Genomic DNA, 13,437 nt, shown 5'->3' with positions numbered 1-13,437 from the left:
CCGTATTTTTTGTGTATATCTGGACAATCTCTCTAAATATTATTCCGTTTCAGTTTGAAAATTATTCTCAAAACAGACCTATAATAAAAACAGATTAACGTACAAAGCCATGAATCACACAAAACTCTATTATTTTATCTTCAGCTGCTTCTTTGCCGTTTTTCAAATCAAAGCTCAATTGCATACAGTATGGACACCGGACAACGGCGACGGAACTTTCACAAACCCCATTCTTTGGGGCGACTGGGCAGATCCGGATGTAATGCGTGTTGGTGACACTTTCTACATGGTATCTACCAGCATGCAATATGTCCCCGGCTGCCCGATACTGAAATCAAAGGATCTTGTGAACTGGGAAATGGCAGGTTATGCCGTAGAACGCTACAACGAAGACCCCCGTTACGACATGAAAGGAGGCACACTGTACATGAACGGCTCATGGGCTGCAACAATCCGACATCACAACGGAAAATTTTACGTAGGTTTCTGCACACCGAACGGCTGGGGAAGAGAAAAGGGAAACTTCTCCATCTGCATTGCCGACAAACCGGAAGGTCCATGGGAACGCACCATCTTTCCGGAATACATGTATGATCCGGGATTGCTGTTTGATGATGACGGAAAAGTTTATGTAGTACACGGACAAGGCACGCTTTACGTAACCGAACTGAATGCTGATGCCAAATCAGTAAAAGGAAAGCCTGTCAAAATATGGGAAAAAAGGTTCAAGAATGCACACGAGTTTGGCGGAGGATTTGGAATGGAGGGTAGCCATGCCTATAAAATAAACGGCAAATATTACATCACCTGTCCCGCCGGCGGCAGTCACGGATGGCAAATCTGCCTGCGGTCAGACAATATTTACGGACCCTACGAGCATAAACTGATTATGAATGACGACCACACCTACCCTCAGAACGGGTTTCATCAGGGAGGGATGGTGCAGCTGAAAAACGGTGACTGGTGGTTCATCATCATGCAAGACAGGGGCGGAATAGGCCGGGTGCCCAACCTCGTTCCGGTAACCTGGACAGACGGATGGCCCATGCTGGGCGACAACGGACGGGATGTAATTACCTATAAGAAACCGGATACTGGCAAGAAAAGCCCGATCAAAGTTCCCGCCACATCGGATGAATTTAACAAGAAAACACTTGGGCTGCAATGGCAATGGAATCACAACCCGGAAAACAGCATGTGGAGCCTGACGGAACGCAAAGGTTTCATGCGATTGAAAGCGATGCGTGCAGATTCGCTGCTAAATGCCCGCAACACACTTACACAAAGGGTTCAAGGACCGTCCTCTACTGGAACTGTGGTTATGGATGTACGAGGGATGAAAGACGGCAATATCGCCGGATTCGGAATTTGGGAAATGCCATACGCCTATGTCGGAATACACCAGAACAAAGGAAAACGTAGTATTGTGATGTGCAATCACGGGCAAATTATAGAAGAAATAGAAAACTTTACCGGCGAACGGATCTGGATTAGAGCGCGAGCAACCGACCGGAATTTTAAAGCCAATCTCTATTATAGCCTGGATGGAGAATCTTACCACCTCATAGGCAATGACCTCTATATGAAAAACGGGCTGCGATGGACGGGCAACCGCTTTGCTTTATTCAATTACAGCACAACAGAGGAAGGTATTGGAGGATATGTAGACTTCGACTGGTTTCATTTTATCGGCAAATGAAAAGACAGGCACATAAATTATTTCAACCTTAAGAAACAAAACATACCATGAACAGAACTATTTGCATGCGGCTCCTCCTGTGCGGACTCATGGGAGCGGCAACGCATTTCTCACATGCACAGGACACACTGCCCTACCTCAATACCGGACTGCCTCTGAACGTGCGTATCGACGACCTGGTGTCGCGCATGACGCTGGAGGAAAAGATTTCCCAAATGACTCATACCTCCAAAGGCATACCGCACCTCGGCATACCCGACTACAACTGGTGGAATGAATGCCTGCACGGAGTGGCCCGCTCCACGGAAAAGGTGACCGTATTTCCCCAGCCCATCGGACTGGCGGCCACATTCAATCCGGAAGAGCTGTTCAAGTCGGCCGGAATGATTGCTGATGAAGGCAGGGCCGTCTACAACGCTTCCGTAAAGAAAGGAAATACCCTCCAGCGGTACACCGGACTGACATTCTGGACACCGAACGTAAACATCTTCCGGGATCCCCGGTGGGGACGCGGACACGAAACCTACGGTGAAGACCCTTACCTGACCTCTGAAATGGGCATCGCCATGGTTAAAGGACTGCAGGGAGATGACCCCCGCTACCTGAAAGTGTCGGCCTGCGCCAAACACTTCGCCGTGCACAGCGGACCGGAACCGCAGCGGCACACGTTCAATGCGACGGCCAGCGAGCACGACCTGTACGAAACGTATCTGCCTGCATTCTACCGTCTGGTAAAAGAAGCGAAAGTTTCTGGCGTAATGTGCGCATACAACCGCTTCAACGGACAGCCCTGCTGCGGAAGCAACCTGTTTCTGCGGAAAGTACTGCTGCACGACTGGCAATTCGACGGATATGTCACTTCAGACTGCTGGGCAATCACAGACTTTCTCTACGGGCACAAGACACATCCGGATTCCATTTCGGCCTCAGCCGATGCCGTACTGCACGGAACGGATCTGGAATGCGGAGATGTATACCGCTCCTTGGGAAAGGCTGTAGAAGCCGGACTGATCACCGAAGACCAGATAGACATCTCTCTGAAAAAACTGCTGAAGATACGGTTTCGCCTGGGCATGTTCGACCCTCCCAGCCAAGTGCCTTACGCCAACATTCCGCAAAGCGTGCTGGAATGCCGTCCGCACCAGGAGCAGGCACTGAAGATAGCACGGCAGTCTATGGTGCTGCTGAAAAACGACAGAAACCTGCTGCCCCTGTCGCACAAATACAGAAAAATAGCGCTGATAGGGCCGAACGCCTACAATGAAACAACCCAGCTCGGAAACTACAATGGCATACCCAGCAACAACGTGACGCTGCTGGAAGCCTTGCAGCAGGAAAAAGGCATCGAAGTTGTATACGACGCGGTATCGGACTTCACCAGACTGAATAAAGATGCCGACCTTGAACATCTTGCCGACCGCTACAAGGATGTAGACCTGATTATCTATGCCGGAGGAATCTCTCCCCTGCTGGAAGGTGAAGAGGGAGATGCAGGAGGAGCGGAAGGGTTTATTGGAGGCGACCGGACCACCATCCAGCTGCCTGCCGTACAGACTGAAGTGATGAAACGGCTGAGCCGGCTGAACAAGCCGATGGTATTTGTCTGCATGTCGGGCAGTGCCATCGCCTGCAACTGGGAATCGGAAAACATACCGGCCATCATCCAGGCATGGTATGGCGGACAGGCTGCCGGAATGGCTCTGGCTGACATTCTGTTCGGACGCTACAATCCGTCGGGAAAACTGCCTGTGACCTTCTACCGTTCCGACGCCGACCTTCCGCCATTCGAAGATTACTCCATGTCCAACCGCACCTACCGTTATTTCAAAGGCGACGTGCTGTATCCGTTCGGCTACGGACTAAGCTACACTTCTTTCAAATACAGCAAGCTGCAATGCCCTCAGGAAATGCAGATAGGCGACAGCCTGACCGTAAGTGTGGAAGTGAAAAACACGGGCAAGCGTACGGGCGAAGACGTGGTGCAACTTTATCTGTCACACAAAGCCATTGCTCCGGAAGCTCCGATTTGCCAGCTGGTACGCTTCCAGAAAGTGGCCTTGCAGCCGGGCGAACAGAAAACAGTAGTCTTCAAACTCTCGACGCACGACCTGGCTTACGTAGACGATTGCGGAAATACCAATACCGCTCCGGGAACAGTCACCGTATATGCCGGCAATGTCTGCCCGAGCGCTCCCGAACGGTTCACATCCCGCATCTTGTCCAGCCCAGTTAAGCTGAAGGGAGAAACCAAATGCTTCTTCTACTGATATAAACCAAGGGCGCAGAAGCACAAAGACGCAGGGAGCATACGGATGAAAATCCGGCATCTCCCGCTGCGGCTTTGCGCCCTTGCGTCCGACCCATAGAAAACGGCAATCACCTGCAAAGCCGGCGCATCATTCAAATTTGCATACATGCCATGCATTTCAGTCTGGTCCGGCGGCACAGAACAACCAACCTAAGAAAAAAATACCAAATATGAAAAAAACGTATCCCATACTCCGATTAGCATTAGCTGCATTCATTTCGACAGCCCCGATACTGTCTTACGCACAGCCCACACCTATATATAAAGATCCGTCACAGCCGATAGAAGCGAGAGTGCAGGATCTGCTGGGCCGCATGACCATAGAAGAAAAAACGGCCCAACTGCGCCACATACACGAAGGAAGCATCCTGAACGATGACCGTACCTTAAATCTGGACAAAATGAAAAACATCATCGGCACGCTAGGATGGGGAGCCGTTGAAGGGCTGACCTTAACCGGAACAGAAATGGCCCGATACACCCGCCAGATCCAGCAATACTGCATCGAGAACACCCGGCTGGGAATCCCGATCTTCACCGTTTCCGAGTCGCTTCATGGAGCCGTACAGGACGGGGCCACCATCTTCCCGCAAGCTGTGGCATTAGGCTGCACATTCAACCCCGGCCTGGCCTACCAGATGACAAAGGCCATCTCGGGAGAACTGAAGGCTATGGGAGTGAATCAAGTGTTATCTCCCGTCATTGATGTGATACACGAACTGCGCTGGGGACGCGTTGAAGAGAGTTTCGGAGAAGATCCGTTCCTGGTATCCCAGATGGGAGTGCATGAAATCAACGGATACATCGACGGCGGCATTTCACCCATGCTGAAAGTGCTTGGCCCTCATGGCATCCCCACTTCCGGACTGAACTTGGCTTCCACCGAGGCCGGCGAAAGAGATTTAAGAGAGTTTTACCTGAAACCATACGAGGTGGCCGTAAAAAGGACGGGGGTGAACGCTGTAATGACGGCCTACAATTCGACCAACCGGATTCCGAACACGGCATCGAAATGGCTGCTGACTGATTTGCTGCGCACCGAATGGGGGTTTAAAGGATATACTTATTCAGACTGGGGAGCTGTATCTATGCTGTACAGTTTTCACAAAGTGGCGGCTGATGCTGAAGAGGCTGCCAAGATGGCATTGGAAGCCGGCACCGACCTGGAAGCGTCCAGCGACTGTTATGCCCGCATACCAGAGATGGTACGCTCGGGCAAACTGGATATAAAATATGTAGACCAGGCCTGTTCAAGGGTTCTTTATGCGAAGTTCAAGGCCGGATTATTTGAAAATCCGTATGGGCTTCCCTTGAAGAATACGATGCAAAAGTGCATACCGAAGAACACATCGCGTTGTCACGCAGAATATCGGAAGAAAGTGTGGTGCTGGCAAAGAACGACAACAACCTGCTGCCGCTCGACATAAACAGCCTGAGATCTATTGCAGTCATCGGTCCCAATGCCAATCAGGTACAGTTCGGCGACTATACCTGGAGCCGTGACAACAAAGACGGAATTACGCCCTTGCAAGGAATACGCAATCTTGCAGGAAACAGACTGGATGTTCATTATGCAGCAGGATGCGATCTGGTTTCTGACAACAGGTCGGGATTTGCAGAGGCGGTGGCCGCCGCAAAAAAATCGGATGTCGTGCTGTTGTTCATGGGATCTGCAGCGCCTCTTTGGCACGCGACTACAGCAATTGCACTTGCGGTGAAGGCTATGACCTGACAGATTTAAATCTGACCGGCGTTCAAGGTGACCTGATAAAGGAGATCTATGCAACCGGCAAGCCTGTGGTTTTAATAATGGCAACCGGACGCCCATTCTCCATCGCTTGGGAGAAAGAGCATATTCCTGCAATCCTGTTCCAATGGTACGGAGGCGAAAGAGAAGGTGAAGTAATTGCCGACATCCTGTTCGGCAAAGTAAATCCATCGGGCAGCTTCTGCTATTCCATCCCCCAAAGCGTGGGACACTTGCCTGTACACTACAACCGCCTGCCCTCCGACAAAGGATTTTATCGCTCGCCGGGACGCATCAACAGACCGGGACGTGACTATGTATTTTCTGATCCTGAACCTTTGTGGGCATTCGGACACGGTTTAAGCTACTCTCATTTTGAATACGGTGACGTACGCTTCAACAAAAACACCTATAGCCTGACCGACACCGTACACATTCGGGTGAATGTGAAAAATACGAGTGCCATTGAGGGAAAGTCAACGGTGCAGGTGTATGTCAGGGATCTGGTAAGCAGCGTGGTCATGCCGGCAAAACAGTTGAAAGGCTTCGCCAAAGTTACGGTGCCTGCCAGCGGAAACGCTACAGCAGAAATCGCCGTTCCGGTGGACGAGCTGGGACTGTATGACAAAAACATGCAGTATGCGGTAGAGCCCGGGGATTTTGAATTTATGATCGGAACTGCTTCCGACAACATTTTCTTCAAGAAAACGCTCCATGTAGGCGAAAAGCAGGACAAGATGGAAAAGAAAGCTCTGCCACAGGCCGAAGTGACTCCGACAGCAAAGGGCAAGAGCATGACAGTCAGGGGAATCGTGAGGGACGTGCAGGCGAAAGCACTGGACAATGTGCAGGTTAGTGTGAAGGGAGAGAAAGGAAGTGTATCGACCAACGAAAAAGGAGAATACACTATTCGGGCGACTTCTGCCGGCACGTTGGTTTTCAATAAAAAAGGATACGAAACAAAAGAACTGGAAGTGAAGGCGCAGAATACGCTGAATGTCACATTGTCGAACAAATTCTAAAGCATAGAAAACAATACTTTTATTTTATTTATCGGATTTTTTCCAACTAAAGACATGAAACTACCAGGAACAAATTTCACGCTGTTCATAGCATGCAGCATATTATGCTCCTGCTCTACAAATAGCACAAAAGAGAAAGCATACGGAATATGCACACCGGAGGAAGACTCTCTGTTCTTTGCACGGAACAAGGGCCTGCTGACAGCAACATGGAACCGACCATCGAGTTTTCTACAGAGTCCGGAACACTTTACGAAATCTGCAAAAGATAAAGACATATATTAACATATCAATAACCTTATAATGAGAAACCAAACAATGAAAAAGAGCAAATGGCCGCTGCTTATCATTGCAGCAAGCATGCTGTACGGCTGCACCGGCAACGGTGAACCGGATACCTCAGTGTATATGGACGCCGCGCAACCTACAGAAAAACGGGTGGAAGCATTGCTTTCGCAAATGACCTTGGAAGAGAAAATAGGTCAGATGGACATGGTGCCCGTCTGGGACAAAGAGAAAATAAAGGAGCTGGGACAGTTGGACTATGGAGCCTGGATAGGCGAAGGCAAACCGGACGTGATGAACGAAATACAGCAACTGTCTGAACAGACGCGGCTGAAGATACCTTATCTGATAGGCATGGACGCCGCGCACGGCTACGGGGTCTTGTCAGGGAAAACGGTTTTTCCGTCCGCAATCAGTATGGCTGCAACCTTCAACCGCGACTTGGTGAAAGCGATGTACGCGGCATCGGCTTCTGAAATCCGTTCAACCGGAAATCAATGGACATTCGCACCCTGCGTGGACATCGTGCATGATGCCCGCTGGGGACGGACCGGAGAAACGTATGGAGAAGACCCTTATCTGGCCAGCGAGATGGTGCGTTGTGCCGTGTCCGGTCTGCAAGACTGGGAAAACCCGCAGGATCGTGTAGCGGTCAGCGTAAAACACCTGCTGGGCGGAGGAGCTTCCGTAGGAGGATGTAACCACGCTTCGGCCAAATTGTCTGAGCGGGAGGTGCGCTCCTACTTCCTGCCTCCTTTCCAAGCCGCTGTCGAAGCTGGCTGCATGACCATCATGCCGGGGCACAACGACGTGGACGGCATTCCGGCTCACAGCTCAAAATGGCTGCTGACGGATGTAGTGAAAGATGAACTGGGATTCGACGGATTTTATATCAGCGATATGGGCGACGTGGAAAACCTGATGAAAATCCACCATGTAGCAGCCGACCAGAAAGATGCCGTAAGACAAGCTTTCGATGCCGGACTGGACATGCACATGTATTATGGAGGGGACAGCACCCGACTGATGCGTCCCTGGCTGGAAGAACTGGTGAAAGAAGGAAAAATACCCGAACAGCGGATAGACGATGCGGTGCGCCGTATATTGCGTGTCAAATTTGAACTGGGGCTTTTTGAGAACCGCTATGCAGACCCGGCCAAAGAGGTCTGTGCACCAGAAGATCATCGGACACTGGCTTTGGAGGGAGCAAGAGAAAACATCGTACTGCTGAAAAACGAAGGCAATCTCCTGCCACTTGACATGAAAAAATACAGACGGATTCTGGTGACCGGGCCCAATGCTGACAACCAGGCTATTTTGGGTGACTGGGCAAACCCTCAGCCGGAAGAAATGGTGACTACCATTTTGGAGGGAGTATGCCAGGAAACAGAAGGAAAGGCCGAAGTGATTTACAGCAACAGCGGACGCATCCGTGGAAAAGCATCTAAGGACAAAACAGATACGACCGACCCGGTAACACAAGCGCGCATACTGGAAGAAGGCGGCGAGATTTCAGACTACAGCATCGCTGACGCTGTCCGAAAAGCACGCACCTGTGACCTGGCCGTCATAGCGGTGGGAGGATACGGCTTGCGCTCTGACTGGGGACTCCGCACATACGGAGAATCCGCTGACAGACCGTCCGTTGATTTCTACGGACGGCAGGAAGAACTGATACAGGCTGTCAGCCGTACCGGAATCCCGACAGTGGTTGTCATTGTCAATGGGAAACCGCTGAACAACGAATGGACTACCCGTCATGTTCCGGCCATTGTGGATGCCTGGGAACCGGGCATGTATGGCGGACAGGCCGTGGCCGAAGTGCTGTTCGGCAAGGTTAACCCGTCAGGCAAGCTGCCCGTCACCATACCTCAGCATGCCGGACAAATTCCAATGTACTATTATCAGAACGACACCCGCTATACCACCGGCTATGGCTTGGGTTCTTCGCGTGCCGACGACCGCCCGGCTTATTGCTTCGGACATGGATTAAGCTATACGAACTTTGAATACTCGGATCTGAAGATGGATACGCTGGTAACCGCCGGACAGGATGTGAAGATTTCCTTCCGCGTGAAAAATACCGGAGAAAGGGAAGGCAAAGAAGTGCCGATGCTCTTCATCGGCGATGAAGTGTCAAGCATAGTCACTCCCATAGTCATGCTGAAAGGATTTGATAAGATTGCTCTGCAACCTGGAGAAGAAAAAAACATAACTTTCACCGTACCTTACAACCAACTAGGCTTGTGGAATGCAGAAATGAAGTATGTGGTAGAGCCTGGAAAGTTTTCGGTAAAAATAGGCCGCTCTTACCAGGATATCCGTTTGAAAGGAACTTTCTCTGTCGTGTCCTGACCCATTGACGCAGATAAAACGATACAGAATGAATATACCTGAAAAAATAAGCATGAAAAATCAGTTCATCACATCAAAAAGCCGCTGCCGCCTGAAACTGGCAGTGACTCTGGGAGCAATGCTGGCTGTATTGCCTGTTGCAAGTGCCAAAAATCCGGACCACGTACTTTGGTATGACCATCCGGCCTCCAAATGGACAGAAGCTCTTCCTGTAGGAAACGGACGGATGGGAGCTATGATTTACGGTGGAATAAAATCGGAGAATATCCAACTGAATGAAGAAAGCCTGTGGGGCGGTATGCCTGTAGAAAGCAATGCAGATGCTTCTTCTACCCTGCCCGAAATCCAACGCCTCCTGCTGGAAGGGCAGATCGACAAGGCCAAAGAACTTTCAGAAAGAAGCCTGAAAAGCAATCCCATGCGCATCCGGCCTTATCAGACGTTCGGCAATCTGCTTCTTGACTTTTGGGGACCTCACACTTCATCGGTCAAAGGCAGTAGCTATCGCCGTGAACTGGATATGGAAAACGGATTGGCATGTGTGTCTTACCGCATCGGAAACGTTACATATACACGCGAACTCTTTGTTTCTGCTCCGGACGATGTACTGGCCTTGCGCATCAGGGCCGACCAGCCGGGAGCACTGACTTTCCGCCTGCAATATACCCGGCAGCAGGATGCCACAGCATACCCGCTGGATAAAAACACCCTGGCTATCGAAGGGCAAGTGTTTGACCTGCCGGAAGAAGACATGTGTGCTCCCGGACTGCACGAACGCTTTGCCGGACTGGTTCGGGGCAAACACAAAGGAGGGAAAATGACAGTACGTTCAAATGCCTTTTACGTGGAAGGGGCAGATGAAACCGTGTTCTATTTCACCGCCGCTACCGACTACAACTTCAGCAAACTGGATTTTGACTCATCCATCGATCCGATGCAGCGCTGCAAGGATTTGCTGGAAGCTATAGACGAAAAATGTTATGACACCATCCGCAAACGGCATATGGAAGAGCATGCCTCGCTTTTCAACCGCGTGTCTTTCCATCTGGGAGAAGCCCCAGACTTACCCATCGACCAACGACTGGCACGGGTAAAAAAAGGTGAAACGGATCTGCCGCTTATTGTCACCTATTTCCAATACGGACGTTACCTGCTGATGAACTCTTCACGCAGTCCGGGAATCTTGCCTGCCAATCTGCAAGGCATCTGGAACCAGGACATTTACCCAGTCTGGAGTTCGGACTTCCATACCAACATCAACATACAGATGAATTATTGGCCGGCGGAAGTATGCAATCTCCCGGAAACGGTACTGCCGTTCTCCCGTTTTATCAATGCGTTGAGGAAGCCAGGCCGTGTCACCGCCCGAAAAACCTTCAACTCAAAAGGATGGACCCTGAACCACCTGACCGACCCTTACGGACACACGTCCATCAGTGACGGAGTGGGTTGGGGAACTTTCCCCATAGCAGGCGCATGGCTGGCTCTGCATCTATGGGAACACTACCGCTTTACGGAAGACAAGAAGTATCTGTGTGAAGAGGCTTATCCCTGCATGGCTGAGGCTGCCGAGTTCCTGCTCCATTTCCTGGTGAAAGACAAAAAAGGACATTGGGTGACTGCTCCTTCCAACTCGCCGGAGAATCATTATCGGCTGAACGGGAAGAATTATAATCTGACCTATGGCGCGACAATGGACATCGAAATCATCCATGAACTGTTTGATGCCTGCCTTGAAGCGGGAAGAATCGTACCAAGCGACATGTCCTTCAACCGCCGGCTGGAAGCAGTCAGAAAACAACTTCCTCCCATCCGGATAAGCACCCGTTACGGAACAATCCAGGAATGGATAGAGGACTATGAAGAAGCAGAGCCCGGACACCGCCACATCTCGCACCTGTTCGGACTATATCCCGGCACGCAAATCACTCCAACGAACAAACAGTTGTTCGAAGCCGCCCGGAAAACCATTGAACGCCGCCGATACTACAATGAAAACGAAGCGAACCGCAACGGATCATACACCGGATGGAGCCGTGCCTGGATGATCAACTTCTATGCGCGTCTGCTGGACGGTGAAGAAGCCGGAAAGAATGTAAACCTCCTGCTCCAGAAGAACACAGCGAACAACCTGTTTAACCTGCATCCGCCTTTCCAGATAGACGGAAACTTTGGAGGTACAGCCGGCATTGCAGAAATGCTGATCCAAAGCCACCTGAAAGAAATACAGTTGCTTCCGGCCTTACCGCCCCAATGGAAAGACGGAGAAGTGAAAGGACTGTGTGCACGGCCGGGAATTGAAACAGATATGGTCTGGAAGGAAGGGACCTTACGTTCTGCCACTTTCCGATCAAAGACAGACCGCAAAGTGACGATAAGTTACAAAGGCCATAAAAAGACAATCCGCTTAAAAGCCGGGGAAAACAAACAGATTATTTTTTAGACCTTTTTCATTCTACCTGCCAAGTTATACGCTCTGCTTTCCTTTGCGTTTGTTTCCGGTCTGTTTCTCTTCATCATGACAATCCTCACAGAAACAGAAAACATCTTCGGAAACAATCCGCAAACTGAAGCAGAGCAATAGCTGGCAGATTTTGATGCATGTAAAACACGCATCAGATTCCCTGATAAAGCTTCAGACTGAAACGGGGTGCCATACCCAGCAGATGATCGAAGATGTCCGACTGGATATGTTCGTATTGTTTCCAAGCCTTGACACGTGAAAAGAAATACACCCGTATGGGCAGGCCGCGCTCTGTAGGTTCCTTCTGGGCAATGATCAGATCTAAATCCTGGTTCACTACCGGCAAACTCATCAGATAGCGTTCGATGTATTCACGGTACAACTGCGAATTGGTCGGCATTTCTCCTTCGGCAGGAACATAATCAGACATCAGGGGAACTTCTTTACGGATACGCTCCAGTTCTTCCGGTGTAGAGAAACGTATCGTATCCAGATCCAGCCAGATACGCTTGTCTACCCGACGGCCGCCGCTTTCCTGCATTCCCCGCCAGTTCTGAAATGTACTGTTTACCATTGTATACGGAGGAATGGTGGTAATGGTGTTATCCCAATTCTGGATCTTTACGGTATTCAATGTGATTTCCTGCACGATTCCGTCGGCCATTCCGTTAGGCAATGTCACCCAGTCGCCTATGCGCAGCATGTCGTTTGCCGAAAGCTGCACTCCTGACACAAATCCTAAAATGCTGTCTTTAAAGACCAGCATCAGCACCGTCGCCGCAGCACCCAAACCGGCAAAGAGCGTTATCGGTGACTTGTTGATCAGTGTAGCCACAATCAGTATGCCTCCAAGAAAGAACAGCACCACCTGACACACCTGCACAAGTCCGCGAATAGGATGATTCTTACGGATTTTCTTCGAATTGTAAATGTCAAGCATCACCAGCAGCATGGCATTCAGCGTAAGCAGGATAGCTACAATGATATAGACAGCACAAATGCGCTGCGAAAACACCAGCATGTCTTTGCCTTTGACAAAAGCTAAAGGCAAAAGCAGATAAATCAATACGCCGGGCACCACATGCAGCAAATGATGCACAACCTTACGCTTCACCAGCAAAGTATTCCACCGGTAAGGAAAACGGCGTGCGTATCGTTTGATGCCTCCTACCACAATGGCTTGAAAAAAATAATTCAGACCCACGGCCAACAGAATAATGAGTGCGGCCACCACAAATTCGTCAAACATATTGGCATATTCGGATGGGATTCCCCATGATATAAGCACATCATTCATCCATCCGCCCAACGTTCCGACCTCATGTAAAGTTTTCATAAGCAATTTATATTAAATAATATATGTAATATGTACAACAAAGCGATACCAAGGATGTTTAACCTCCAGGAAAAATATGCTATAAATAACTCCAAAAAGCCATTCCATCCTGTTTTTGGGATACGCAGCCTTTTATTGCGAAAGCTGTTTTTTTACGTTTACCCTGCAACAAATATACAACTTACAAAACATTACCGACCTGAAGCCGGCGAATTTAAGAA

At 50.0% G+C, this 13,437-nt stretch carries 5 protein-coding genes and 1 pseudogene; 5 read left to right on the top strand and 1 reads right to left on the bottom strand.

Annotation, left to right across the window (positions count from 1 at the left end; all coding sequences use genetic code 11):
* Positions 1 to 109 precede the first annotated feature (109 nt).
* The 5 genes and pseudogenes from NW212_RS11605 to NW212_RS11585 all read left to right on the top strand — a co-directional run bounded on the left by NW212_RS11605 (position 110) and on the right by NW212_RS11585 (position 11,859).
* Positions 110 to 1,699: a glycoside hydrolase 43 family protein gene (locus tag NW212_RS11605; RefSeq protein WP_258338806.1), complete on the top strand. Its 1,590-nt coding sequence runs from the start codon at positions 110 to 112 to the stop codon at positions 1,697 to 1,699.
* Between the two features lie 47 nt (positions 1,700 to 1,746).
* Complete coding sequence (locus tag NW212_RS11600; protein WP_258338805.1) at positions 1,747 to 3,966, top strand: glycoside hydrolase family 3 C-terminal domain-containing protein; 2,220 nt, start codon at positions 1,747 to 1,749, stop codon at positions 3,964 to 3,966.
* A 211-nt stretch (positions 3,967 to 4,177) separates the two neighbouring features.
* Positions 4,178 to 6,776, top strand: a pseudogene (locus tag NW212_RS11595) (glycoside hydrolase family 3 N-terminal domain-containing protein).
* 318 nt (positions 6,777 to 7,094) lie between these two features.
* The gene (locus NW212_RS11590) at positions 7,095 to 9,416 is read left to right on the top strand and encodes a glycoside hydrolase family 3 N-terminal domain-containing protein (RefSeq protein WP_258338804.1); all 2,322 of its coding nucleotides are present in this window, start codon (positions 7,095 to 7,097) and stop codon (positions 9,414 to 9,416) included.
* Between the two features lie 52 nt (positions 9,417 to 9,468).
* A complete protein-coding gene (locus NW212_RS11585; protein ID WP_258338803.1) occupies positions 9,469 to 11,859 on the top strand; it encodes a glycoside hydrolase family 95 protein in 2,391 nt (796 codons plus the stop codon).
* A 172-nt stretch (positions 11,860 to 12,031) separates the two neighbouring features.
* On the opposite strand, the gene NW212_RS11580 is transcribed toward NW212_RS11585, so the two are convergent.
* On the bottom strand, positions 12,032 to 13,216 hold the full coding sequence (locus NW212_RS11580) for a mechanosensitive ion channel family protein (protein ID WP_258338802.1): 1,185 nt from the start codon (positions 13,214 to 13,216) through the stop codon (positions 12,032 to 12,034).
* Positions 13,217 to 13,437 lie beyond the last annotated feature (221 nt).

It is taken from the genome of Bacteroides sp. ET225 (assembly GCF_024733745.1).
Lineage (GTDB): Bacteria > Bacteroidota > Bacteroidia > Bacteroidales > Bacteroidaceae > Phocaeicola > Phocaeicola excrementipullorum.
The sequence above is the reverse complement of the archived record's forward strand: the minus strand, read 5'-3'. Positions and strand labels throughout refer to the sequence as shown.